Source organism: Fictibacillus sp. WQ 8-8, assembly GCF_024494405.1.
In the GTDB taxonomy this organism is placed as follows: Bacteria; Bacillota; Bacilli; order Bacillales; family Fictibacillaceae; genus Fictibacillus_C; species Fictibacillus_C marinisediminis.
Genome location: NZ_JAMXKG010000003.1, coordinates 411,007 through 433,965, shown reverse-complemented (window position 1 = coordinate 433,965; position 22,959 = coordinate 411,007). Strand labels below are relative to the sequence as shown.

Sequence of the window (22,959 nt, the reverse complement as noted above, 5' to 3'; positions counted from 1 at the left end):
TATTAATTTATATATTTGGGTTTTTATGCATTTCCTTGTAAAAAAAAAAAAGTTATACTAGGATGCTTTTCTTTTTAACAGCTTTAGATATTTTTTTGACGCCTTCCGCCAGTTCTTCATAACTCATGTTTAGAGGCGGGAGAAGACGCAAAACACACTCTCCTGCCGGCAGTGCCAGCACCCCATCGTTTTGAAGTTCCTGAATGAGTGGCGCGGCTTTATGACTGAATTCAATACCTGCCATCAACCCCAGCCCTCTGACTTCTAATACTTCCTTACAAGGAGATAGTTCTTTCTGTAATTCTTCAATTAAAAAAGCGCTTTTTTTCATCACTTCATCCAGAAATACGTCAGAGAACACTTCTTTTAGTACGGCACTCGCTGCTGCCATGGCAAGCGGATTCCCCCCGAAAGTCGTTCCGTGGCTGCCTGGTCCAAACGCTGTGCTTACTTCCTCAGTCCCCAGTACAGCACCTACTGGAAAACCGTTGCCTAGTCCTTTTGCGGACGTAACGATATCAGGTTTTAATCCATAATGCTGAAAAGCAAAAGCTTTCCCAGTCCGTCCAATCCCAGTCTGCACTTCATCAATGATCAAAAGTATGTCATGATCCTTGCAATGCTGCTGAACCCTTTGCAAGAAGGATTCATTTCCCGGTATGACACCGCCTTCTCCTTGAACCACTTCGAGCATTACCGCAGCTGTCTGTGAATCAGCGTATTTGATCAATGAATCAAAGTCATTAAAAGGAACCGTTTGAAAGTCCGCCAGCATCGGCCCGAATCCTTTTTTAATCTTATCCTGCCCTGTTGCTGCCATTGCTCCATAGGTTCTTCCATGAAAGGACTGCTCAAACGTTATGATTTTTGTTTTCCCAGTAAATTTTCTTGCCAGTTTAATAGCAGCTTCATTCGCTTCCGCTCCGCTGTTGCAGAAAAACACTTTATTTAGATGAGTAGGCTTAACCAGCAGTTCTGCAGTTTCTTCCTGAAGATCAGATTGGAACAGGTTAGATGTATGCCAGACTTTTTTCAATTGTTTTTCAACCGCAGCTGTGACCTCTGGATGAACATGGCCTAAATTGCAAACACCGATACCGCTCGTAAAATCAAGATAAGACTTGCCCGCCTGATCGGTCAACGTACTCCCGCTTCCACTTTCAATCTGCAGGTCCCATCGGCCGTAGTTTGAAAATAGTGCACTCAACTGTATACCTCCTCTTTTATGATCATCGTCCCTTTCATTTCTTTTCCTACGATCTGAATCTCTTTAATTTTGGATTGCAGACATCCTATAGCCGCCTGTACTTTTGGAATCATCCCTCCTGTTATGACCCCGTTATTAATCAGCTCATGTATTGAAGCGATGGACGCTTTTTGAACAGTCTTGCCTTCTGCCATAATTCCGTTGACGTCTGTCACAAAAATCAGAGATTCCGCCTCCATCGCAGAGGCAACTTCAAAGGCGACTGTATCTGCATTTAAGTTCAAGATTTCTCCAGTAAGATTCCTTGATACTGATGCGATGACAGGGATAAAACCAGCTTTGATCAGCTGCGTCAGCGTTCCGCTGTTCACCTTTAAAATCTTGCCCACATGGCCCCATTGTTCTTTTTTCAGATAGTCACATTCCAATAGCGCACCATCATTGCCATTTATTCCGATAGCTTTGAGCCCCAGCTGGTTCAGCTGATACACAAACCAGGGATTCAGCCGGCCTGCAAGTACCATTTCGGCTGTTTCTGCCGCTCGGCCGGAGGTTCGCCTCACACCGTTGATAAATTCATTTGGTATGGACAGGACATTCATAAATTTGGTAATATCCGGTCCGCCTCCATGAACAAGTATGATTTGTTTTCCTTCTTCCTGCATATCTTTTAACCTCTGAAAAAATGAAGGCTCCAGCGTTTTCAGAACGCTCCCCCCGCACTTAATGATTACCAATTGATCCATCCTGTCTCCTCCTCACGTCGTATAGCTGGAATTGATTTGTACGTAATCATAGGTTAGGTCGCAGCCCCAAGCTTTTCCTATTCCGTTTCCTGTATGGAGGTTGACTGTTATGGAAATTTCGCTCCCTGTTAAGTAGCCAGAGATCTCTTCATTGTTAAAGCGTTCGATTTCACTCTGCACCAGTACAGGAAAATCTCCTATATAAAGATCAATCGCTTCTGGACTCATTTCGATGCCTGCATATCCAAGGACAGCTACGATCCTTCCCCAGTTGGGATCACAACCGAAGATGGCCGTTTTCACTAGCGGTGAACCAACGATGGACTTTGCTGCCGCTCTAGCTTCCTCACTGCTTGCCGCCCCTTCCACCGTCACCTCGATCAATTTCGTTGCTCCCTCTCCATCTCTTGCGATGGCTTTCGCAAGTTCGGTGCACGTTAGTGTCAATGCTTGAAGGAATGTTCCCCAGTCAGGGTGATCAGGAGTGAGTTCCTCATGATCTGCATATCCATTGGCAAGTATGAGAACCATGTCATTCGTCGATGTTTCACCATCAACAGTAATACAGTTGAAGCTTTGATCTGTCACTTTTTTCAGTGCGTGATGAAGGTTTTCGGGAGATATGTTAGCATCCGTTGTTAAAAAGGAAAGCATCGTCGCCATATTCGGATGAATCATTCCAGATCCTTTCGCTGTACCCGCCAGCACCACCTCTGATTCGCCTACAGTAAAAGAGTAACAAGCGTTTTTTGTCTTCGTATCGGTCGTTAAAATCGATTGGCTGAACTCCAGCGCTTGATTCAGTTTGGATGCGGGATTCAATTGCTGAATTCCTTTTAATATTGTATCGATCGGCATTGTCTCGCCGATAATGCCTGTGGAGGCTACCCCAACATGATTCTGTTGCAGTCCAAATCGTTCACTCACTTCATTGCGCATGGCATAGGCATCCAATCTGCCCTGTTCTCCCGTAAAGGCGTTGGCATTCCCAGAATTAACAATCACAGCCTGCAGCAATCCTTCAGTTTCAATGCTTTCCTTCGTGACCTCCAGGGGAGCTGCCTTGATCTTATTTGTTGTATATACTGCCGCAGCTGAAGCTGGTTTCTCGCTCAAAATAATACCTAGATCTTTTTTCTTGTATTTAATTCCGCAGTTCATACCCGCAGCTGAAAATCCTTTTGGCAATGTAATATTTGATCCTGTAACTTTTTTTAGATGAGATGAAACGATAGAAGCCACATCGGCTCTCCTTTCTTTATGGAAAAACTGGACTTGCCGGCAATCCGGCTGCTTCCGGAAATCCATTCATTAGATTAAAATTATGTACAGCCTGGCCTGCTGCACCTTTCATCAGGTTATCGATGACCGATACAGCTGTTATGCGCTGTGTCCGGTGATCAAAGGACCAGCCGATGTCACAAAAATTGCTTCCGTACACCTGCCTGGTGGAAGGAAATCCTTGTGATGGAGAAAGCCTGATAAAATCATGCTGTTCTGCATACTCGATATAGGTTTCCTCAATCTCCTTCGAACTGACCCCCTCCTTCACTTTCGCATACATCGTATTCATGATTCCACGCGTCATAGGAACCAAATGTGAACTGAACGTAATGGGCTTGTTCGTTTCACAATAGTGATGGAGCATTTGTTCAATTTCTGGAATATGCTGATGCTGGTTTACCTTATAGATTTGCAGATTATCGTTAGCAAACGGAAAATGTGCCGAAACAGAAGGAACCGCCCCAGCTCCTGATACACCAGACTTTGCATCAATAATAATTGTACTGACTTCTATTAAACTCTTTTTGATCAGCGGCAAAAGGCCGAGCAAAGCTGCCGTCGGGTAGCACCCGGGGTTGGCGATCATCTGAGCGTTTCTTATTAGATCTGTGTTCCACTCTGATAGTCCATAAACCGCTAGATCAACCCACCTGGCATCGGGCGGTTCTTTTTTGTACCACTGCTTATATTCCTCACTTTTCTTTAAGCGGAAGTCGCCTGCAAGGTCAATCACCTTCATCCCCCGCTCAAGAATCGGAGGCAGCAAACTTGCAGAGACCCCCGTAGGTGCTGATGAAAACAGAAAGTCAACCTGTTCAGGAATTTTGTACGGATCAATGTCTTCCAGCTTTCCCTCCTTGATGCCGTTCAAATGGGGATAGATTGTTTCAATCGATTCTCCTTTTTTACTTGATGAATACAACGTAAGCTTTTTTACACCGGGATGCTGCAGCAGCAGCCGCACAAGTTCAAGACCCCCGAAGCCTGTTGCTCCTACAATACCGACATTCAAAACTTCCACCTCGTTTTTTTAATGTATGTTTCATTATATGTATGTATAAAGATAAATTCAACTGTATATTTATAAATTTTTATTTTTTCTGAGTTGATTGCACAAATCGTTGCGTTTAAGATAAGGAAAAGGAGGTGGGAGAATGAAGGAATACGTGGGAGAATGCAGCCAATGCAAAAAGCCCATCTATTGTTTAGAGGGCTTTTTAAATGGCATTCATGTGGACCAAACGACATTATTATGTTTTTCGTGTGCAGAACGCGAAAATTAACCTCCGCTTACCGGAGGAATAAAGGCGACAGTATCCCCTGTGGACACTTCTGTATCATCATCGGCAAATTCTTCATTGACCGCCGATAGACAGCCTATAAACATTTTTGGAAAATCATACTTTTTTTCTAATGCGGATTTAATATCAGAAATACGGAGCCGTTCTTCATCCAACTGAAGCTCAGCCGTGCCTGCGCGTTCCTGCATGCCGGCAAACAACAACACTCTAATCATTTTTATCTTCCTCGCTTTCAGGATGGCCTTTTGAATAGGCCTCTGTTTCAAGCTGATCTCCCACCCACATCTCTCCGTTATCCCAATGTTCTTTTTTCCAGATGGGGACAATTTCTTTGATGCGCTCGATCGCGTAGCGGCATGCATCAAAGGCTTCTGCCCGGTGAGGTGTAGAAACCGCGATAACAACAGCAATATCAGAAATATCCAGGCTGCCGATTCGGTGGGAAATGGCCGTTCTTGATCCCGGCCAGCGGGCACTAATCTCATCGCCTATCTTCGCAAGCTGTTTTTCTGCCATCGGAATATATGCTTCATACTTTAAATAGACCGTTCTTTTACCCTTCGTCAACTCTCTGACAGTTCCTATAAACGTATTTACTGCACCGGCTTCCGCCCTGATCACTTTGTCTATAATGTCCTGTACCAAAATTGGTCCAGTGACAATTTCAAATCGTTTCATGTATTCAACCCCTTAAACAAATCCAGAAGAAAATCTATATATTGTTCCTTTTCGCCAATCCTGAAAAATGGAAGATCTGCTGATATCAGCTGCCTGGAAACAGGCGGCCATGCAATCACCGCAAGAATTTTCACACTGTCTTCAAGAAGTTTTAGATCTGCATTCTCCTTTAGCAGGACGATGCGGGGCAGTTGATGTTCCTTGAATCCCTCTAGCAGCAGCAAATCAAGTCCCAGCGGTTCATAGAGTTCCAGCAGCTTGCATAAGCTTGCTTGCATATTAAGACAAAGCTGAAAAGCATTCCCGCCTTCAACCCCTGAAACAACTGCCCCCGCTCTGCGGTGTGCTGCGGTATCCGTTTCATCGTCTCGAAATTCAACCCGGCCGCCATGTCCATGATGCTTAAGCGTTCCGGTCATGATTCCAGCCTTGGCCGCAGCCTCTAATAGGTTTGTAATCAAAGTTGTTTTTCCGCTGTTCTTATATCCTACGACTTGGACTTTACTGCCAGATCCCATGGCCATACACTGCCTTCCCCGTCTAATAAGAGCGTGGTCACTTCCGATCCTTTTTCCCACCCCCTCGTTCCCCCAGGCAGAACGATTAGCGCATTGGCGTCTGCGAGGGAGGAAACGGAACCCGATTTATCCAAGCCTACTGGAACAGAAGATGGTGCAGAGCCCCTCCATTCCACTCTGCTTCGCACAAAACGTGTAAATGGATTCGGTTTAAGGAAATCCTCCTGTAACTCTGTTTTTAAAACGCCAAGATGAACCTTTTCGGCATTCAAGGCATTCAAAAGATAAGGACGCACGAACAACTCACAGCCCACAAAGCATGCTGACGGGTTGCCGGAGAGGCCAAATAAAAGTTTCCCCTTGTAAACCGATGCTGAAGTAACGCTCCCCGGCCTCATCGCGATTTTATTAAAAAGCAGCTTTGCCCCCATCTTCTTATAGATTGCCGGCAAATAATCAAAATCTCCCACTGAAACGCCGCCTGTCGTGATTAACACATCACATCGTTCTAAAGCGCCGACAATACCCGTATACGTTTGCTCGAAATCATCCGGTAGTTTGCCGAGTATGTGAGGTTCACCGCCTATTTTTTTGATCTGTGAGGCAATCATGTAGGCATTGCTGTTTCGAATCTTTCCGGGAACGAGCTCCTCCCCAACATCCAGCAGCTCTGTACCAGTTGCTAATATCCCCACCACCGGCTTCTTCATAACCTTCACTCTTTCATAACCGAAGGTAGCCAGAAGAGCCACAACACCCGGATGAATTTTTGAGCCTTTTTTTAAGATCGGAGTTCCCTGTTTTGTGTCTTCACCCTGTTCAGAAATATTATCACCTGGGTGGACAGTTCGTCTTATCTCAATATGCCTGCTGTCCCTCTCGCTCACGAGCTCCAGCATGATGACGGCATTTGCACCTTTTGGGATCTCAGCCCCTGTCATTAGGCGTACGGCCTCTCCCTCTTGAACTGTTTTTTCAGAAACATGGCCTGCTCCGATTGAATCGATCACGTTTAAGATTACAGGAGCTTGTTTTGATGCACCATTTGTATCTTCAGCTCTAATTGCAAATCCATCATAAGGAGAACGATCAAAAGGAGGCACATCATGGGTAGCTTTAATGTCTTCCGCTAAATAACGGTTATCACTTACTTCAAGAGGAATCTTTTCGGTCGGCAATTCAAATGTTTGATCCAGTACACTCCGTACTGCTTCCCAGACGGGTATGATTTCCCGTTTTTCAATCGGCATCATGCTCACCTCTCTCTCTTTGGTTATTTCAGATCTATAAATATTTGGCAAACCATTTTACCGTTTCGAGATACGCCGTCCTAGATACTTTATGCCCTGAGGTTTCATCCGCGATGTATTGGATTTTCTCAGGATTTTTATAAACAGCCTTTGCTTTTCTATAGAAATCGCAGCTTTGGCTGAAAGGTACCACTTCATCGATCTTGCTGTGCCATAATAACAGAGGCCGATTATCAAGCTTTTCCATGCACGATGTTAAATCAAAGGGCTTAATGATGGAGATGACCTTCGCGAGTGCCTCTTCTGAAAAAGGAAAGGAAACTTCCTGCTGTTTCATCTTTTCAATCTGCCAATAAGCAAAATCTTCATAGTACGGTGTTCCCATGAGTGTTACAGCGGCTTTTATATAAGGATACTGCGATAGAGCTCCAAATGTAATGATCCCTCCCATGGAAGTACCTGAAACCCCTACCCTCTTTGGGTCAATTATGCCTTCCCGATCAAGAGATTGAACAAGTGTATGTATGTCCTGGATACCTTGAACGACGATATCCCAGAAGGAATACATCCTTTTATCTCCTGAAACGTCAGACATTCGTTCACCATGATGAAGCATATCCGGCAGAACGACACGGTATCCTTTTTGGGCAAGGGCATAGGCAAAGTGCAGGTTATGCTCCTTTGCGCTCGTGAATCCATGGATAAACAACATTAAAGGAAGCTTTTCATTCTCTTTGCCCGTTTCAAAAGCATGCAGCACCGGAATGTTATCAATTGTTCGTGTTTCTATGGTTACCATATACTCCTCCTTTGCTTATTGTTTTCTCTATCATAACAAGTTAATCGAAATTTGCGTATTAGAAAAGCTCAATCGCCCGTTAAAGTCCGACAGCGCTGGAACTCTTACCCAACAACACGCTTTTTGTGTTGTTGGGTAAGAGTGAAGCGACTAAGACGAAAGGGTAAATATTTTTCGTCTCTCGAGAACTTATGCTGAAAACTGAAGTTCGTTTTCAGCACTGGGTGATTGAGCTAGACATTACATCTATGCATGCTAAGTTGCTTTATACTTTCTTACCTTGGTCATTGCCTTACTGTTTCTTTTTATTGTAATAATTCACGGGATACATGCTTCCTTCCGACACCATTTCATTATCATCGATATCATATGGATCGGGATGGCCCGCTTTATTCACAGGCAGTTTCTGATCTTTTTCCTCTTTTTTCATAAAAGGAAGGATTTTATCTTTCATGTCATTGACCATCATTTTAGCCATAGCCCTGTTGGAACCCTTACGCAAGAGGTAGGATGTTACTCCGGCAGCGGACAATGCAAAACCAGATAGTAGCAAATATTTCTTCTTCATGGAAACTCCTCCTTCTTGAACCTATATGTATGTAGCATTACCCTTGAGCCGATACTGTAAAACTTCCTTATATTGGACAGTGATTAAGGAAAGCATTACACTAAACTTGAGAACCGAAGAAAAGGCAGGAATCTGAATGAAGAAACCGTATTTAATCGCGTTAGATCTAGACGGCACCTTACTGAATGATAAAAAAACGATTTCGGATCGAACAAAAAACGCCGTTCTTCAGGCTAAAAAAGAGGGCCATATCATCTGCATTTCAACCGGCCGCCCTTATCGTGCAAGCACCATGTATTATGATGAACTTGGCTTAAACACACCAATTGTAAACTTTAACGGCGCATTTGTCCATCACCCCCACGATAAGAAGTTTGGTGTGTACCATTCCCCATTGGAACTTTCACATGCGAAAAGAGTCATTCAAACTGCTGAAGACTTTCTTGTGAAAAATATTATGGCTGAAGTATTGGATGATGTGTATTTGCACAAAGAAGACGAGGTCATTGTCAATACGTTTATCATGGGAGAGAACCCGGCACAGACGGGGGACCTTCAAAACATGCTCACTGATGACCCTACCTCCATTTTGATTCATCCTCAGGATCATCACGTTGCTGAATTACGGGACCAGCTGAAACAGGAACATGCTGAAGTAATCGACCAGCGTGTATGGGCTGCTCCTTGGAACATCATAGAAATCATACGTGCCGGTTTAAACAAAGCTGTAGGATTAAAGAAGATCGCCGAATATTACAACATACCAACAGAAAGGGTCATTGCATTTGGCGACGAAGACAATGACTTGGAAATGATTGAATATGCAGGACACGGAATCGCAATGGGCAATGCCATTTCCGAATTGAAAAATATCGCAAACTTTGTAACGGCAACAAACGAAGAAGATGGAATCGCCCTTTACTTAGAAGATGTATTGTCATTAAAATAATGTAATCCATTAAACCCGGCAAAGACTAATCTTTGCCGGGTTTTTATAAATTTTGGAAGGGTGAGCTTTCTACATAAAACTCGTGCTTGTGTAAAAACTAATATAAACCGTTAGGAGGCCAAGATGAATGAGCAAGCACAGCAAATCAAAACGTGCTATACAGCAAGGCGCTGATGAAGTAAAGCATAATGACGTTCAGCAGCAGCTAAATGAAGACATTAAAGAAACGAAGCAAGAAGTTCAAAAAAATATTACATTAGGAGGAAATTAACCGATGGGTAATAATATTTTTCAGAGAGCAAGAGAAGCAGTTTCCAATCTGGTTGGGAAAAATGAAGAGGGGCAACACGAACAGAATGAGCAAATCAGCCAGCAAAACAATGACTTCAGCAACGAAGACGTTTCAGTAGCACAAAATATTATCTCTTCCGCCATGGCTGACTCTTCTGATGCAGAACGCCAGCAGCTTGCTGAACTGCAGGAAGAGCTTGACCAGACAAAAAGCAGCACACAAGACCAGCAGTAAAAGGCCGAGAGTTTTCTCTCAGCCTTTTTTTATGGGTTACCCATTATAGCAGTAACATTCGTTTCGAAGCTTGGGAACTTGTCAGCTTTTCCATTTTTCGGATGACGAGATCTGCAAGGAGTTTATAGCCCTTTTTATTAAAATGCAGGCCATCATTGTTAAGCATCTTGCAATAATCTTTGTTGATCATCTCTGTCCATAAATCCACGAAATGGGTATTGTACTTTTTTGCCAGTTTCCTTACCGCTAACGCGTAATTCTTCAACTCCTCATTTGATCTCGCATGTTGAAAACGTTCGTCAACCGGTGACGGAGAAACAAGGATGACCTTTGATGGACCAAGCTTTTCAATCATGTATTCCAGGTTTTTTTTATATTCTTCCACTTCGATTAAACGATGGCTGCTCGCGTCATTTGCACCAAAAAGAATGGTCACCAGATCAGGGTCATGCCGTAAAACGTCTTCCTGAAAACGGGTTAACGCCAATCGTGTGGTTTCAGCGGGTACACCTGCATTAATAACATTCCATTTCTGCAGGGACAAACGCACCCTTGAAGTCAGCCTAAGTGTACCATCATCGCTTTTTTCCTCAGAAGTGATGCTGTCACCGAAGCACACCAATGTTTTCATGAACTCCCCCCTTGCCATTTTTTAGTTTCATTATAAATATTCGCCTGTAAAATTCATTTGCTCACAGTCGCAAAGTGATTATTTTGTTATAATGTAGCTACAAAACCTATTTGCATGGAGGATTTTAATGTTTGTCTATGAAGTTCCGGCTGACGCCACTGAGGATTTAACCAAGAAAATCGCGGATTTGATCTCTCAGCAGCGGACGCGTTCAGAGGATGATGGCAGTTATCAAAAAGTATTAAACGGCATTTCTCTTGCCATCCAGAAGGATTCCAACTCAGGCGTCATCATCGCCGAGGAAGCAGGAGAAATTCTCGGAGTTGCATTCTACAACATCGGAATCAGTTTGCCTCTCGGCGGCCCCTATCTTTGGTTAAACGAACTTTTCGTCCGGGAAAATGCGCGAAACAAAGGGATTGCCCGCAAAATTTTGCTGCATCTGATCCATTGGGCAGAACGTGAAGGGATTAAGTCCATAGAGCTGGAAACAGGAATCAACAATTCAGTCACGAAACACCTGTATAACTCCCTTGATTTTCATGATATTGTATCACAGAGGTATCGTTTTAATTTTTAATAACAGGAGATGAGAAGAATGGCAGTAGAATTTGGAATACAACCAACCCCAAACCCAAATGCTCTTAAATTTTCAACAAGCCAGCCCTTTTTAGAAGGCAGATTATCAGCCAGAGCAGGAGACACACCTGATTCAGAATTGGCACAATCCCTTATTGGCATTGATGGTGTGGAATCCATCTTCGGTTTTCAAGACTTTATTACCGTAAACAAATTTCCTGAAAGTGATTGGGACGAACTGGTGCCCCAAATTCAAAAAGTTCTGGAGACGTTATAATGAAAAAAAGAGTACCTGGCAGGTAAAATTTCCTGAAGGTACTCTTTTTTCTATTAATCATCTCTTCGAAATAACCCGAAAACTCCAGTCGTGTTCACAATATTGGTGAATGCACTTGGATCGACTTCTTTAATGATGTTTTCTAAATCATATAGCTCATAACGGGTTACGACAATAACTAGCATCTCCTTGTTTTCGTTTGAGAATGCTCCTTTTGCAGGGACAATCGTAATTCCCCTAACCAGCCTTGAGTGGATGGCTTCTTTTAATTCGCTTCCCTTTCTTGTCACGATCATAGCCGTCAGTTTCTCATGGCGGGTATGGATTGCATCGATGACACGTGTACTAACATATAAAGTAACGAGTGTATAAAGGGCTTTCTCCCACCCGAAAAGCAGCCCGGCCGCAAGGATGATGCAGCCGTTTAAAATAAGAAAATATGTTCCGATCGGGCGGTTGTGTTTACGTGACAAAATCATGGCAACGATATCAAGGCCGCCTGTTGAAGCACCATATTTTAGCGTAAAGCCAACACCAACAGCTGCAATCACTCCTCCAAATACTGCGTTGAGCAAAATATCCTTTGAGATTTCAACAACAGGAATGATTTCAAGAAAAAAAGACATCATAAAAACACAAAAAAAGCTGTAGATGGTGAACGATTTACCAACCTTCATCCATCCTAGAATAGCTACCGGAATGTTTAGAGCAAACAAAAGCATCCCAGTTGAGATAGGAACTGGTGAATGGATAAGCAAGCTAGAAACGAGCTGTGCCACACCGGTAAATCCGCTCGCATACACTTTGGCGGGTATTAAAAATAAATTAAGGGCGGCTGCATTCAACGCAGCACCTAAAATAATGACGATAATTTTCTTGATTTCTTGCATGGGTGTGTAATTCATTATTAAATTTCCTTTCGATTCATTGCTTCCCAACTATACTTTTTTATCAGAATTAACTTCTGGAGTCAATAGGCACAAAGGTTTTAGCTTGAAACATTCTATTGCCATTACCAATAGTGAAGTATACACTGAAGATATCATACATAATTGAAGGTGATTGATATGGGAGTCCAGATCATTACAGACAGCGGCTGTGATCTGCCGCAGCACATAATAGACGAACTTGAAATTAATATGCTTCCTTTAGTCGTAACCATTCATAGCCATGAAGAATATGACCGTAAAACCATACAGCCGCTTCAGCTGTATAATCAGATGCGTGAAGGTGCGGCACCTAAAACGTCCCAGGTTCCTCCTTTGCTTGTTAAGGAAGCCTTCCAAAAATGCGCAGAAACTGAAACGCCTTGTGTTTATATCACGCTTTCTTCAGGTTTAAGCGGAACTTTCCAGACCGCTGAACTCATGCGCCAGGAGGTGCTTGAGGAATATCCTCATGCAAATATCAGTGTTATCGACAGCCAATGTGCTTCTCTTGGTTTTGGCCTTGTTGTTTATCAGGCGGCAAAGGCTGCAAGGGAAGGAAAAAATCTAGAAGAAGTAATAAACACAGCGAATTATTACCTCAGCCATACTGAGCATATTTTTACCGTAGATGACTTGGAATATTTATTAAGAGGCGGACGTGTTAGCCGGACAGCAGCAGTAATGGGAAGCCTGCTGAAAATAAAGCCGGTTCTTCATATGAAGGAAGGAAAACTCTATCCGATCGAAAAAATACGTGGCAAAAAGAAAGTGTTTGGCCGGATGATCGAATTGATGAAAGAACGGGGAACTTCATTTGAAGATCAAATTATCGGGATCAGCCATGCCGATGATCAAGAAGCAGCAAATGCCTTAAAAGAAATGATTAAAGCAGAAACCGGCTGTGAACAGATTATGATATCCATGATCGGCTGTGCCATCGGCTCTCATGCGGGTCCAGGCACCATTGCCATGTTCTTTCTTACAAAGCCCTATTCCGATGCATAAAGTTACTCCTGCCCGCTCATGTTAATTCATGAGGAGGCGAGACTTTTGACACATAAATACACGAAAGACAATCATAAGAAAAAAAACGATCGTCAAGCGGATCAGCAGTTAAAAAATGAAGCTGAACAAAAAAACAAAGCAGCTGGTAAACATTCGTTTTCTAAAGAAAACGATCATTTGTAAATTTAAAAAAAGCATCCTTTGCGGATGCTTTTTTTATGCTTTTACTCTTTCGGTTTCTGTAAGTTCTGCTGCTGGCCCGAAAAATTCAAAATGAATCTGCTGTTCGTGGATTCCAAGATCCCTTAGGCAGTGATACACAGCCTTCATGAATGGAAGTGGTCCACAGAAATAATAATCCGCATTAGGATCGAGATTCAGTCCTTTCAGCCAGTTGAGATCGATGTAGCCCTTTTTGTGGTACAAATCTTTTTCTTCGTCTTCAAGAGTTGGATTCTCATAGACGACATAACTTTTAATATGATCAAGCTCTGCAGCCAAATTCTTGACATGGTCCCTGAATGCATGAAATGTACTGTCGATGGCAGCATGAATGAAAGTAATGTTTCTCTCTGTTTGTTCTTGAGCCAATGTGTTCAGCATGCTGACCATCGGGGTTAAACCCACTCCTCCGCTTAGAAGCACAACAGGAGTTTCTTTTTTTGTATCAAGATAAAACTCTCCGGCAGGAGCACTTACCTGCAGAATATCCCCTTGTTTAATATGGTCATGAAGATAAACAGAAACCTTGCCTGGATGGGAGCCGCCCGCTTCTTTCTTGACACTGATCCGATAATAGCCGGTTCCCGGAGCATCTGATAAGCTGTACTGGCGAATATGATTGTATTCTTCGCCATCGATCACAAACTTGATACTGATGTAATGTCCAGGTTTAAACGCAGCGATGGCTTTTTGATCTTCCGGCACTAAATAGTAAGAGGTAATAACTGAACTCTCTTCTTCGACCCGATCCACGATAAAATTCCGGAATCCTTCCCAGCCTCCTGGCTGATGTTCTGCTTCCTGATACATTTGGCTTTCCACTCCGATGAACGCGTCTGCAATTACACCGTATGCTTTTCCCCATGCCTCTATAATTTCAGAAGTTGCAGCGTCGCCAAGCACTTCCTTGATCGCTATAAGAAGGTTTTCGCCGACGATCGGATAATGTTCAGGCAGAATCCCTAAGCTTCGATGCTTCTGGGCAATTTGCTTCACTGCTGGAATAATCGATTCCAGCTGATCAATATTGGCAGCAGCCGCATAAACGGCGTTCGCTAAAGCCGTCTGCTGGCGGCCCTGTTTTTGATTGGCATGATTAAAAATATTTAATAGTTCCGGATGTTTAGTGAACAAATTTTTATAAAAACGGGTAGTGATCTCCTTTCCGTGAGTTTTAAGCACAGGTACGGTTGATTTAATCACTTCAATTGTCTTTTGATCCAGCATGACAAAGTCCCCTTTGGTTTCAATATTGATTACATGTTCATTATAAGAAAACGAAAATATCCTCATAGTGATTACAATCACTTTTCTTATGTCAGATTTGTGAATCATAAGAAAGGTGCAAGCCTCTGCTAAAGTCCGTTCGTCAAGCATCGAATCTAGATATTACTTCATTGCAAAAAAAAACACCTTAAAAAGATGTTCTTTCGATTGCTTCTGGAATACTGATGGAAAAGGTTGTATATGAAGCATTGGAGTCAACAAGGATTTGGCCATTATGCTTTTCAACAATTTGCTTGCAGACCGATAATCCAAGTCCGGTCCCCAGCTCCTTGGTTGTAATGAAAGGTTCAAAAATGTTCTCGAGCAGGTGGGCTGGAATCTGTGAACCATTGTTTGATATTTCAAGCCTGATTTTTTCTGATGATCGATAGGCTTTTACTTTAATAATTCGTTCTTCCGGAAGATCACAAAGCTCCTCTACGGCGTTGTTCAGTATATTCAAGATGACTTGTTTCAATTGGTTCTTGTCCCCTTCAACCTTTAGATCCGGAGAGATTTCTACCATTAGATTAATTTTCACTTCTAGAAAACGAGGGTACATAAAGTCGATCATTTCATGCAAACAGATAGATAGATCAAAGATAGCGATAAGGTCGTCCAGTCCTTTCATCTTGGAAAGCAATAGGAACTGGCTGATCTTGTCCTGCAGATTTTCCATCTCATCATTGATGATAGAAATATAATGGTCGGTTTTTTCATTCGGTACAAGCTCTGATTCCAAAAGATAAATGAATCCTTTAATAGAAGTTAACGGATTCCTAAACTCATGTGCAAAGCTTGCCGCAATCTGCCCTAATATCGTAAGCCTGTCACTGTGCATTTCCTGAATAAACTGGTTTTTATTCTCGATGATAACATCATTCAATGACGAAAACTCTTTTATGGCATAGTAAAGAAGCTGGTCAAAAAAATGGTTGATGGTCATGATGATCCACTTCTTTTCTTCAGGAAGAAAAATGGAGTTCAGTGCCTTATCGTTTACGATTTGCCTGCCTATGTTAATGTTATAAACAAATTCACTAATGTCTGTTTTGGCTTCAATCCGCTCAGGGGCAATTTTTTTTGTAAGGTCCATAATCAGGGCAATATCCGGTTTTTCTATATACTGATAAAGCAAATCAAGGGTGCGGTTGCCGTTCTTAACGACCTCTTCATAAAAAGGGTCTTCTTTTTTTATTAAGGCATGGTCCAGCCATTCCCAAACAATCTTTTCATGAAGCGTTCGAAAGTGATTTATTGCTCGATACAGTTGTTCGCTGGACAACGCTTCAACACCAACCATGAAACCACTGCCTCTCTCTTTGTCATCTTTTATTTCATTATGCAACACTTTGAAAAGATGAACAATATTTGTCTACCTTTTTTTTAAAAAGGTTTGATTGCATAAGAGATGTGGAAGAATAATGTCGTATTCAAACCATGGACAAAGGAAGGATGAGAAAATGAGCGACCAGCAAGGAAGAAAAATTGATCCTCCGGCACAGCACCAGAATCATCAGCCGGGAACAGAATCGGAAATGAATCCAAAACCGCAATCTCAAGCTAAAACATATCAAGGCAGTGGCAAGCTCAAAGGAAAAGTCGCCCTAGTCACAGGAGGCGACAGCGGGATCGGTAAGGCAGCCGCGATTGCCTTTGCAAAAGAGGGCGCTCAGTTGTCCATCATCTATCTTGATGAACAGAATGACGCTGAAGAAACAAAATCGCTGATCGAACAGGAAGGCGTTCGCTGCCTTTTATTTTCCGGTGACATTGGAGACGAAAACTTCTGCAAGGAAGCCGTTGAAAAAACGGTAGGAGAATTTGGACAGCTAGACATTCTTGTTAATAATGCTGGTGAACAGCATCCACAGAACAGCATTGAGGATATTTCAGCAGAGCAGCTGGAGAAAACCTTTAGAACAAATATCTTCTCCATGTTCCATCTGACGAAAGCCGCTTTAAAGCATTTTAAGGCTGGAAGTTCCATCATCAATACCGCTTCCATAACTGCTTATAAGGGCCACCCTAAACTGATCGACTACTCATCGACCAAAGGAGCAATCGTGTCGTTTACTCGCGCCCTTTCCAATTCAATCGTCGAAAAAGGCATTAGAGTAAATGCAATTGCCCCAGGACCGATTTGGACACCACTGATCCCTTCTACTTTTACTGCAGAAGAAGTGGATGTATTTGGAAAAAACTCCCCTATGAAGCGTCCGGGCCAGCCTGAAGAACTGGCACCAGCCTATGTCTACCTGGCAAGTGACGATTCATCCTATGTTTCAGGTCAGACTATCCACATCAACGGAGGAACGGTTGTTAACGGATAGATTAAGAAAAGCTCAAGCAACCTGGGACGAAATGGTGTTTATATTTCGTCTTACGAGGACCTTAGCTGAAAACATGAAACTCGTTTTCAAAATTTGCGCTGGAGCTAGACATAGCCTCAATGCAAGCTGTTTCTCACATTCTGAAAAGCCGATAAAGATCGGCTTTTTTTATTTGGATAAAATGGCAGGCAATTGTCACACACTAGAACAAGAACACTAGGAAAGGGTGTAGACAATGCATACCATGTGGAAGGGAAGCATCAGTTTCGGGCTGGTTAATATTCCAATAAAGCTGTTTGCAGCGACTGAGGACAAAGACATTAAGATGAGGTATCTTCATAAAAAATGCCATAATCCGATCAAGTATGAAAAAACTTGTCCGGTTTGTGAACAGCCTGTCGAGCAAGAAGACATCGTCAAAGGCTATGAATATGAGCCGGGAAAATTTGTGCTTGTAGAAAAAGAAGATCTCGACAAAATCGCCGGGATTAAGAATAAAGCGATCGAAATCATTGATTTTGTCTCATTGGAAGAGATCGACCCGATTTACTTTAATCGTTCCTATTTCATCGGCCCCGGAGAGAATGGCGCAAAACCTTTCACTTTGTTAAAAGAAGCAATGAAAGAAAGCGGAAGGATCGGACTCGCAAAGATTACGATTCGTTCAAAAGAGAGTTTGGCTGCCGTAAGGGTTTATGATAAAGGGCTTGTCATGGAAACGATATATTACCCCGATGAAGTTCGTAATGTCGAGCATGTTCCAGGACTGGATGAGGACATACAGGTGAATGACAAAGAACTAGAAATGGCAAAGCAGTTAATCGAACAGCTGTCTACGCCTTTCGAGCCTGGGAAATATAAAGACGAGTATCGTGAAGCGCTTCTAAACATCATAGAAAGCAAGATTTCCGGTGAAGAAATCAAAGTATCTGAAGAACGGCCGCGAACCAATGTGGTTGACTTGATGGAAGCACTGCAGGCGAGTATCGACCAGTCCAAGACAACAGAAAAGAAACCGGAAACTCAAACAAAAAAGGCTAAACCAAAGAAGAAGAAAGCTTAAAATAAAATGCCTATACCGATCAGACCAATGCTTGCTTCCTTAGGGAGTGATCTGCCAACGGGATCCGAATGGATTTATGAGATAAAATATGACGGCTACCGCTGCATTGCCCATTGGACCGAATCAGGAGTCGATCTTTACAGCAGAAACGGCCATTCATTAAACCTTTCGTTTCCAGAAGTCGTGAATGATTTAATCCTAATGACTGAGGAGATCAAATCCCTCCTCCCACTCATATTCGATGGAGAATTATGCATCTTGGAAACCCCCTATAAGGCATCATTTGAAGCTTTGCAAAAAAGGGGAAGGTTAAAGGATCTGAACAAAATCAAACGGGCCGCTGCAGATCATACTGCCACCTACCTTGTCTTTGATGTGCTGAGTGTACGGGGAGAGCGAGTAACCGAAACCCCTTTGCTTCAGCGAAAAGAAAAGCTCCAAGAGATTTTCAAAAAAATGTCTGCACGCGAAGAAATGAAAACAAAACCCATCGAATTTTTCAGTAATGGGGATGAGCTCTGGTCTCTCAACAAAAAAGAAAAGAGTGAAGGGATTATAGCGAAACGGTGCAAAAGCAATTACGTTCCAGGAGCACGGTCAGAACAATGGATAAAAATAAAAAATCCACAAACCGGCATCTTTTTTATCACAGCCTATGAAAAGAAGAACGGCTACTTTCATGTTGCTGCACGTAAAGATGGTGAAACGGTTTCTGTCGGCTTGTTCTCTCATGGCTTATCTTCAGAAGAACGCAGAGTTCTGATCGAAGTCATAAAAAGCAACAAGTCTGGGGAAGACAGCAATTTTATCAAGGTTTTACCATCAATATGTGTTGAACTTCAATATTTGGAGATCTATAAAGATCAGCTGAGACATCCAAGATTTGTTGCTTTTAGACTCGATGTCAGCTGGGAGGATTGTACATGGGAAAAAGCAATCAGCAGCAGGAGCTGAACATCAACGGCTTTAAAGTAGCCGTCACCTCTCCAGATAAGCCTTTGTGGCCGAAAAAAGGACTTCAGAAGCTTCACTATCTTGAGTATTTGGCCAGGATAGCGCCTTACCTTCTTCCCTTTTTAAAGAACCGGGCACTGACGGTCATCCGCTATCCGCATGGGGTCAATGATGAACGTTTTTATCAGAAGAATTGTCCTGATTATGCTCCTGACTTTATCGAGACCGTTGTTGAAGACGAGATTCATTATATTGTTTGCAACACCCTGCCTGCACTGCTTTGGCTAGGAAATCAGCTGGCATTCGAGCTCCATATCCCCTTTCGTAAAATCGGTACTGAAGCACCCTCTGAGATTGTCATGGATCTAGACCCGCCATCAAGGGATGAGTTCGTGCTCTCAGTCGAAGCTGCCTTGCTTATCCATGAGGTTTGTCAAAAGCTGAAGTTAGAAGCGTTTGTCAAAACAAGCGGAAACAAAGGGCTGCAAGTATATATCCCTTTGCCTGAAAACCAGTTTACCTTTGATGAAACAAGAAGGTTCACCCATTTTCTGGCTCAATATCTTATTACGAAAGAACCGGGCTGGTTTACTGTTGAACGGCTTAAGAAAAACAGAGGCAACAAATGCTATATTGATTACATTCAGCATGCGGAAGGAAAAACCATCATCGCCCCTTATTCTGTGAGGGGCAACGAGGAAGCACTCGTCGCTACACCTCTTCGCTGGGAAGAACTAAATAGAGATCTTCGCCCAGAAACCTTTCCGCTGGACTCGATCCACCAGAGAATATTGGAAAATGGCGATCCGTTTGCTGAATTTGAAGATGCAAAATCCAACCAGCACTTCGGGCCAGTACTGGACTGGCTGAAGGAACAAGGTATATAACAAAAAAGATCCTGGCATGGGCAGGTTCTTTTTTTATTCATCATTTGCTGTAAAACACCCGAACTTCAAACGGCTGCAGTTCACAGTTCTTCAAACCACTGCCACTGTACTCATAATTCGAGATCAGCAACACAGCTTTGTCATCTTTTAAGCTTTCTGGCAGCTCAACTTGTGTGCATTGGCTGCTGAAGTTGCAAAGCACCGTAAGCTTTTCATTATCTAGTGTACGAGTGTAGGCGTATACGTCAGGATGGCCATCAAGAACCAGGTCGTACGTTCCATAGACAATGATGCTGTGTTCTTTTCTAAGCTGGATCAGCTTTTTATAAAAGTTTAAGATTGAATTCTCGTCAGCCAACTGCTGTACCACATTAATCTCAGGATAGTTCGGGTTCACAGAAATCCATGGTGTCCCTTCAGAAAAGCCACCGTTTTTAGCGTCTTTCCATTGCATTGGAGTTCTGGCGTTATCACGGCCTTTCACATAAATGGACTTCATGATTTCAGGAACACTCTTTCCGTCAAGCTGAGCTTCCCTGTACAGGTTCAGGATTTCCACATCACGGTAGTCTTCTATCGACTCAAACTGTACGTTGGTCATCCCAATCTCCTGTCCCTGATAAATATAAGGTGTTCCCTGCATGAACTGATAAAAAGCGGCCAGCATCTTGGCTGATTTATTGTGGTATTCTTTATCATTGCCAAACCTCGAAACTGACCGCGGCTGATCATGATTTTCAAGATATAGGCTGTTCCATCCGCTTCCCTCAAGGCCTTTTTGCCATTTGGTAAGTACGTCTTTCAAATCAGAGAGCTTCCAAGGAGCAAGATCCCACTTACTTTCTTCCGTTTGATCAAGACCCATGTGTTCAAATTGAAAGACCATATTAAATTTACCGATTTCTTCATCCACGTACTCTCTTGCACCTTCAGGACTAACGCCTGGCGTTTCTCCCACCGTCATGATTTTATCATTCATGAAGACATTCTCTTTCAGCTCTTTCAGGAAATCCTGGATTCCAGGCTGATTGAGGTGGCCGTCCCAGGAAGGAACGTAGCGTTTATTGCCCGGATTCGGAAGATCTTCGAGCCCTTGAGCTTTCTTAATGTGCGTGATCGCATCCACACGGAATCCATCGATTCCTTTATCGACCCACCACTGAACCAGTTCATAAAGCTTTTGACGGACCTTTTCGTTTTCCCAGTTAAGATCTGGCTGTTTTGTTGAGAACAGGTGCAGGTAGTATTCATCGGTCTGTTCATCGTACTGCCATGCTGAGCCGCTGAAGATACTCTCCCAGTTGTTCGGCTCTCTGCCGCCTTTCCCCTCCCTCCAAATATAAAAGTCTCTGTAAGGATTGTCTTTAGATGAACGTGATTCAATAAACCAAGGATGTTCATCAGATGTATGGTTGATGACAAGATCCATGATAAGCTTGATTCCCCGTTCATGGCATGCTGCCAGCATCTCTTCCCAATCTTCCATCGTACCAAAATCATCCATGATCTCCTGATAGTCGCTAATATCATAGCCGTTATCATCGTTCGGAGATTTATATACTGGCGAAAGCCATATGACATCGATTCCAAGGTCCTTTAAGTAGTCCATTTTTGAAATAATTCCTTGTAGATCCCCAATTCCGTCCCCATTACTGTCCATGAAGCTTCGAGGGTATATTTGATAGACGACGCTTTCTTTCCACCATTTCTTTTTCATTTGAATAACTCCCTGTTTTTGTTTTGTGCAAACGTTTGTCCTAAGTCCCATCCTTATTGTATACGATTACATAAACATTAAGCAACAGGTTTATTTAATTAGTACCCGTTAAGGCCCGACGAGCGCTGGAATATCATCGATCTATTCATTCCCAAAGAAAAAAGCCTGTTTATTTGAACCATAAACAGGCTGCCTTCTTTTTTATATGGTTTTCTCTTTTGGGGCAGATATTGCCATACAAGACTGCCGTTCGACAAGCCGGTACGGAACTGCCACCCTTCTTGGTTTGAGGTCTGGTTTTGCGATAAGATCCATCAGACACTCTGCTGCTTCATATCCCAGTTGAAAAATATTGATGTCAACAGAGGTTAACGCTGGTGTTGAAAAGTCTGCCAGCATCACGTTATTAAAGCTAAGTACGGAAATGTCATCAGGTACAGAGATGTTCATCTCGCTGAGTGTACTCAGTACACCAAACGCCATCAGATCATCCATGACGAGAAGAGCAGTCGGGGGTTCCTCTAGTGCCATCAACTTTCTGATCGCTTCCTGGCCGCCTTCTTTTAAAAATTCTTCATGAATAATGTATTCATCACGGTATGGAATCTGGTGGATTCTCAACGATTTTTCATAGCCGAGAAGCCGGTCGATGGTTACAACCAAATGAGAACTTCCACCAACGAATCCGATCTTATCATGGCCGAGCGAGATCAAATAGTCTGCCATCTCTCTTGCCGCTTTAAAATTATCATTATCAATGTGGGTAATCGCATCTTCATTCTTAAACGGCTTGCCGATCAGTGTAAAAGGAAACTTCTTCTCGATCAGATAGTTCATTACTTTATCATCTACGCTTGAATACAAGAGGATAATACCGTCCACTCTGCCGCCCTGGACCATTCGAACGACCCCATCATGAATTTCATCTTCTGTCTGGCCTGTGGACATATACAGTGCATATTCTTTTTCATGCACAATGGTGCTGATGCCGCGGATAACTTCCGGGAAAAATGGATTTTGAAACGCTTTGTCTGCGGAACCGGGCATAACAAGACCGATCGCCTGGGTTGAACGGTTAGCGAGACTTCTTGCATTAAAGTTTGGATGATACCCTAAATGCTCCATCGCTTCCCTTACTCTGAGCTTTGTTTTTTCAGATATCCTTGGGTTGTTGGCAATGACACGCGAAACGGTGGATGGGGCTACATTTGCGAGTTTAGCTACATCTTTAATCGTAACGGTCATCATCATCCTCCTTCCGTGTTTACTC

28 protein-coding genes are annotated in these 22,959 nt (G+C 42.9%); 12 read left to right on the top strand and 16 right to left on the bottom strand.

What is annotated here, in order from left to right; genetic code table 11:
- Positions 1-52: 52 nt before the first annotated feature.
- Genes M1K46_RS07570 through argC form a run of 4 tightly spaced genes read right to left on the bottom strand, consistent with a single transcriptional unit; the run spans position 53 to position 4,249 of the window.
- A complete protein-coding gene (locus M1K46_RS07570) occupies positions 53-1,207 on the bottom strand; it encodes an acetylornithine transaminase (protein WP_256225577.1) in 1,155 nt (384 codons plus the stop codon).
- Positions 1,204-1,953 (bottom strand): acetylglutamate kinase, encoded by a 750-nt coding sequence (argB, locus tag M1K46_RS07565; RefSeq protein ID WP_256225575.1) that lies wholly within the window; start codon positions 1,951-1,953, stop codon positions 1,204-1,206. Before argB ends, M1K46_RS07570 begins: the two co-directional genes overlap by 4 nt.
- A gap of 12 nt (positions 1,954-1,965) precedes the next feature.
- Positions 1,966-3,195: a bifunctional ornithine acetyltransferase/N-acetylglutamate synthase gene (gene argJ, locus M1K46_RS07560; protein WP_309144581.1), complete on the bottom strand. Its 1,230-nt coding sequence runs from the start codon at positions 3,193-3,195 to the stop codon at positions 1,966-1,968.
- A 16-nt stretch (positions 3,196-3,211) separates the two neighbouring features.
- Entirely contained in the window at positions 3,212-4,249 is a 1,038-nt protein-coding gene (argC, locus tag M1K46_RS07555; protein ID WP_062231357.1) for an N-acetyl-gamma-glutamyl-phosphate reductase, read from the bottom strand.
- A gap of 142 nt (positions 4,250-4,391) precedes the next feature.
- On the opposite strand from argC, the gene M1K46_RS07550 reads away from it, so the two are divergent.
- Positions 4,392-4,520, top strand: coding sequence for a hypothetical protein (locus M1K46_RS07550; RefSeq protein WP_255357532.1), 129 nt, complete (start codon positions 4,392-4,394; stop codon positions 4,518-4,520).
- On the opposite strand, the gene M1K46_RS07545 is transcribed toward M1K46_RS07550, so the two are convergent.
- The 6 genes from M1K46_RS07545 to M1K46_RS07520 all read right to left on the bottom strand — a co-directional run bounded on the left by M1K46_RS07545 (position 4,517) and on the right by M1K46_RS07520 (position 8,351).
- On the bottom strand, positions 4,517-4,753 hold the full coding sequence (locus M1K46_RS07545; protein ID WP_053354783.1) for a MoaD/ThiS family protein: 237 nt from the start codon (positions 4,751-4,753) through the stop codon (positions 4,517-4,519). The two genes, M1K46_RS07550 and M1K46_RS07545, sit on opposite strands and share 4 nt — an antisense overlap.
- Positions 4,746-5,216 carry a molybdenum cofactor biosynthesis protein MoaE gene (locus tag M1K46_RS07540; protein WP_053354784.1) on the bottom strand — a complete coding sequence of 157 codons (471 nt, stop codon included), beginning with the start codon at positions 5,214-5,216 and terminating at the stop codon, positions 4,746-4,748. The genes M1K46_RS07545 and M1K46_RS07540 overlap by 8 nt, the downstream gene beginning before the upstream one ends.
- A complete protein-coding gene (mobB, locus tag M1K46_RS07535; RefSeq protein ID WP_062231353.1) occupies positions 5,213-5,740 on the bottom strand; it encodes a molybdopterin-guanine dinucleotide biosynthesis protein B in 528 nt (175 codons plus the stop codon). The genes M1K46_RS07540 and mobB overlap by 4 nt, the downstream gene beginning before the upstream one ends.
- On the bottom strand, positions 5,704-6,987 hold the full coding sequence (locus M1K46_RS07530) for a molybdopterin molybdotransferase MoeA (RefSeq protein ID WP_305584447.1): 1,284 nt from the start codon (positions 6,985-6,987) through the stop codon (positions 5,704-5,706). The genes mobB and M1K46_RS07530 overlap by 37 nt, the downstream gene beginning before the upstream one ends.
- A 31-nt stretch (positions 6,988-7,018) precedes the next feature.
- On the bottom strand, positions 7,019-7,783 hold the full coding sequence (gene yjfP, locus M1K46_RS07525) for an esterase (protein ID WP_256225573.1): 765 nt from the start codon (positions 7,781-7,783) through the stop codon (positions 7,019-7,021).
- Between the two features lie 292 nt (positions 7,784-8,075).
- Positions 8,076-8,351, bottom strand: a complete 276-nt coding sequence (locus tag M1K46_RS07520; RefSeq protein ID WP_256225572.1) for a hypothetical protein — start codon at positions 8,349-8,351, stop codon at positions 8,076-8,078.
- Positions 8,352-8,487: 136 nt separating this feature from the next.
- On the opposite strand from M1K46_RS07520, the gene M1K46_RS07515 reads away from it, so the two are divergent.
- From M1K46_RS07515 to M1K46_RS07505, 3 genes are all read left to right on the top strand, one after another.
- Positions 8,488-9,300 (top strand): Cof-type HAD-IIB family hydrolase, encoded by an 813-nt coding sequence (locus M1K46_RS07515; protein ID WP_053354789.1) that lies wholly within the window; start codon positions 8,488-8,490, stop codon positions 9,298-9,300.
- A 127-nt stretch (positions 9,301-9,427) separates the two neighbouring features.
- The gene (locus M1K46_RS07510) at positions 9,428-9,571 is read left to right on the top strand and encodes a hypothetical protein (RefSeq protein ID WP_156316220.1); all 144 of its coding nucleotides are present in this window, start codon (positions 9,428-9,430) and stop codon (positions 9,569-9,571) included.
- Positions 9,572-9,574: 3 nt separating this feature from the next.
- A complete protein-coding gene (locus M1K46_RS07505; RefSeq protein WP_256225571.1) occupies positions 9,575-9,826 on the top strand; it encodes a DUF3813 domain-containing protein in 252 nt (83 codons plus the stop codon).
- A gap of 43 nt (positions 9,827-9,869) precedes the next feature.
- On the opposite strand, the gene M1K46_RS07500 is transcribed toward M1K46_RS07505, so the two are convergent.
- Positions 9,870-10,457, bottom strand: coding sequence for an SGNH/GDSL hydrolase family protein (locus M1K46_RS07500; protein WP_062231340.1), 588 nt, complete (start codon positions 10,455-10,457; stop codon positions 9,870-9,872).
- Positions 10,458-10,584: 127 nt separating this feature from the next.
- On the opposite strand from M1K46_RS07500, the gene M1K46_RS07495 reads away from it, so the two are divergent.
- Both M1K46_RS07495 and M1K46_RS07490 read left to right on the top strand, forming a co-directional pair.
- Complete coding sequence (locus tag M1K46_RS07495) at positions 10,585-11,037, top strand: GNAT family N-acetyltransferase (RefSeq protein WP_053354792.1); 453 nt, start codon at positions 10,585-10,587, stop codon at positions 11,035-11,037.
- Positions 11,038-11,055: 18 nt separating this feature from the next.
- Positions 11,056-11,313 carry a NifU N-terminal domain-containing protein gene (locus tag M1K46_RS07490; RefSeq protein ID WP_256225570.1) on the top strand — a complete coding sequence of 86 codons (258 nt, stop codon included), beginning with the start codon at positions 11,056-11,058 and terminating at the stop codon, positions 11,311-11,313.
- 53 nt (positions 11,314-11,366) lie between these two features.
- Here M1K46_RS07490 and M1K46_RS07485 read toward each other — a convergent pair whose 3' ends face one another.
- A complete protein-coding gene (locus tag M1K46_RS07485; RefSeq protein ID WP_082315953.1) occupies positions 11,367-12,218 on the bottom strand; it encodes a YitT family protein in 852 nt (283 codons plus the stop codon).
- Between the two features lie 162 nt (positions 12,219-12,380).
- Here M1K46_RS07485 and M1K46_RS07480 point away from each other — a divergent pair, with 162 nt between their 5' ends.
- Entirely contained in the window at positions 12,381-13,247 is an 867-nt protein-coding gene (locus M1K46_RS07480) for a DegV family protein (RefSeq protein WP_256225567.1), read from the top strand.
- 45 nt (positions 13,248-13,292) lie between these two features.
- Positions 13,293-13,430 carry a hypothetical protein gene (locus tag M1K46_RS07475; RefSeq protein WP_175501864.1) on the top strand — a complete coding sequence of 46 codons (138 nt, stop codon included), beginning with the start codon at positions 13,293-13,295 and terminating at the stop codon, positions 13,428-13,430.
- Positions 13,431-13,463: 33 nt separating this feature from the next.
- Here M1K46_RS07475 and hmpA read toward each other — a convergent pair whose 3' ends face one another.
- Together hmpA and M1K46_RS07465 are read right to left on the bottom strand one after the other, a co-directional pair.
- Positions 13,464-14,696 carry an NO-inducible flavohemoprotein gene (hmpA, locus tag M1K46_RS07470; protein ID WP_256225566.1) on the bottom strand — a complete coding sequence of 411 codons (1,233 nt, stop codon included), beginning with the start codon at positions 14,694-14,696 and terminating at the stop codon, positions 13,464-13,466.
- Positions 14,697-14,883: 187 nt separating this feature from the next.
- Positions 14,884-16,038 (bottom strand): histidine kinase N-terminal domain-containing protein, encoded by a 1,155-nt coding sequence (locus M1K46_RS07465; RefSeq protein ID WP_256225565.1) that lies wholly within the window; start codon positions 16,036-16,038, stop codon positions 14,884-14,886.
- Positions 16,039-16,198: 160 nt separating this feature from the next.
- On the opposite strand from M1K46_RS07465, the gene M1K46_RS07460 reads away from it, so the two are divergent.
- From M1K46_RS07460 to ligD (M1K46_RS07445), 4 genes are all read left to right on the top strand, one after another.
- Positions 16,199-17,068, top strand: a complete 870-nt coding sequence (locus tag M1K46_RS07460; RefSeq protein ID WP_062231331.1) for an SDR family oxidoreductase — start codon at positions 16,199-16,201, stop codon at positions 17,066-17,068.
- 235 nt (positions 17,069-17,303) lie between these two features.
- Complete coding sequence (locus M1K46_RS07455; RefSeq protein WP_256225564.1) at positions 17,304-18,131, top strand: Ku protein; 828 nt, start codon at positions 17,304-17,306, stop codon at positions 18,129-18,131.
- A 6-nt stretch (positions 18,132-18,137) separates the two neighbouring features.
- On the top strand, positions 18,138-19,085 hold the full coding sequence (gene ligD, locus M1K46_RS07450; RefSeq protein ID WP_256225562.1) for a non-homologous end-joining DNA ligase: 948 nt from the start codon (positions 18,138-18,140) through the stop codon (positions 19,083-19,085).
- Positions 19,055-19,972 (top strand): non-homologous end-joining DNA ligase, encoded by a 918-nt coding sequence (ligD, locus tag M1K46_RS07445; RefSeq protein ID WP_256225561.1) that lies wholly within the window; start codon positions 19,055-19,057, stop codon positions 19,970-19,972. The genes ligD (M1K46_RS07450) and ligD (M1K46_RS07445) overlap by 31 nt, the downstream gene beginning before the upstream one ends.
- A 40-nt stretch (positions 19,973-20,012) precedes the next feature.
- Here ligD (M1K46_RS07445) and M1K46_RS07440 read toward each other — a convergent pair whose 3' ends face one another.
- A complete protein-coding gene (locus tag M1K46_RS07440; protein WP_256225560.1) occupies positions 20,013-21,689 on the bottom strand; it encodes a glycoside hydrolase family 13 protein in 1,677 nt (558 codons plus the stop codon).
- Between the two features lie 201 nt (positions 21,690-21,890).
- Positions 21,891-22,934, bottom strand: a complete 1,044-nt coding sequence (locus tag M1K46_RS07435) for a LacI family DNA-binding transcriptional regulator (RefSeq protein ID WP_053354799.1) — start codon at positions 22,932-22,934, stop codon at positions 21,891-21,893.
- Between the last annotated feature and the right edge of the window lie 25 nt (positions 22,935-22,959).

Bases quoted from the DNA above. Each gene is read 5' to 3' on its own strand.
- argB (WP_256225575.1), bottom strand. From the start codon at position 1,953: ATGGATCAATTGGTAATCATTAAGTGCGGGGGGAGCGTTCTGAAAACG.
- M1K46_RS07550 (WP_255357532.1), top strand. From the start codon at position 4,392: ATGAAGGAATACGTGGGAGAATGCAGCCAATGCAAAAAGCCCATCTAT.
- M1K46_RS07545 (WP_053354783.1), bottom strand. From the start codon at position 4,753: ATGATTAGAGTGTTGTTGTTTGCCGGCATGCAGGAACGCGCAGGCACG.
- M1K46_RS07540 (WP_053354784.1), bottom strand. From the start codon at position 5,216: ATGAAACGATTTGAAATTGTCACTGGACCAATTTTGGTACAGGACATT.
- mobB (WP_062231353.1), bottom strand. From the start codon at position 5,740: ATGGCCATGGGATCTGGCAGTAAAGTCCAAGTCGTAGGATATAAGAAC.
- M1K46_RS07530 (WP_305584447.1), bottom strand. From the start codon at position 6,987: ATGATGCCGATTGAAAAACGGGAAATCATACCCGTCTGGGAAGCAGTA.
- yjfP (WP_256225573.1), bottom strand. From the start codon at position 7,783: ATGGTAACCATAGAAACACGAACAATTGATAACATTCCGGTGCTGCAT.
- M1K46_RS07520 (WP_256225572.1), bottom strand. From the start codon at position 8,351: ATGAAGAAGAAATATTTGCTACTATCTGGTTTTGCATTGTCCGCTGCC.
- M1K46_RS07515 (WP_053354789.1), top strand. From the start codon at position 8,488: ATGAAGAAACCGTATTTAATCGCGTTAGATCTAGACGGCACCTTACTG.
- M1K46_RS07510 (WP_156316220.1), top strand. From the start codon at position 9,428: ATGAGCAAGCACAGCAAATCAAAACGTGCTATACAGCAAGGCGCTGAT.
- M1K46_RS07505 (WP_256225571.1), top strand. From the start codon at position 9,575: ATGGGTAATAATATTTTTCAGAGAGCAAGAGAAGCAGTTTCCAATCTG.
- M1K46_RS07500 (WP_062231340.1), bottom strand. From the start codon at position 10,457: ATGAAAACATTGGTGTGCTTCGGTGACAGCATCACTTCTGAGGAAAAA.
- M1K46_RS07495 (WP_053354792.1), top strand. From the start codon at position 10,585: ATGTTTGTCTATGAAGTTCCGGCTGACGCCACTGAGGATTTAACCAAG.
- M1K46_RS07490 (WP_256225570.1), top strand. From the start codon at position 11,056: ATGGCAGTAGAATTTGGAATACAACCAACCCCAAACCCAAATGCTCTT.
- M1K46_RS07485 (WP_082315953.1), bottom strand. From the start codon at position 12,218: ATGAATTACACACCCATGCAAGAAATCAAGAAAATTATCGTCATTATT.
- M1K46_RS07480 (WP_256225567.1), top strand. From the start codon at position 12,381: ATGGGAGTCCAGATCATTACAGACAGCGGCTGTGATCTGCCGCAGCAC.
- hmpA (WP_256225566.1), bottom strand. From the start codon at position 14,696: ATGCTGGATCAAAAGACAATTGAAGTGATTAAATCAACCGTACCTGTG.
- M1K46_RS07465 (WP_256225565.1), bottom strand. From the start codon at position 16,038: ATGGTTGGTGTTGAAGCGTTGTCCAGCGAACAACTGTATCGAGCAATA.
- M1K46_RS07460 (WP_062231331.1), top strand. From the start codon at position 16,199: ATGAGCGACCAGCAAGGAAGAAAAATTGATCCTCCGGCACAGCACCAG.
- M1K46_RS07455 (WP_256225564.1), top strand. From the start codon at position 17,304: ATGCATACCATGTGGAAGGGAAGCATCAGTTTCGGGCTGGTTAATATT.
- ligD (WP_256225562.1), top strand. From the start codon at position 18,138: ATGCCTATACCGATCAGACCAATGCTTGCTTCCTTAGGGAGTGATCTG.
- ligD (WP_256225561.1), top strand. From the start codon at position 19,055: ATGGGAAAAAGCAATCAGCAGCAGGAGCTGAACATCAACGGCTTTAAA.
- M1K46_RS07440 (WP_256225560.1), bottom strand. From the start codon at position 21,689: ATGAAAAAGAAATGGTGGAAAGAAAGCGTCGTCTATCAAATATACCCT.
- M1K46_RS07435 (WP_053354799.1), bottom strand. From the start codon at position 22,934: ATGACCGTTACGATTAAAGATGTAGCTAAACTCGCAAATGTAGCCCCA.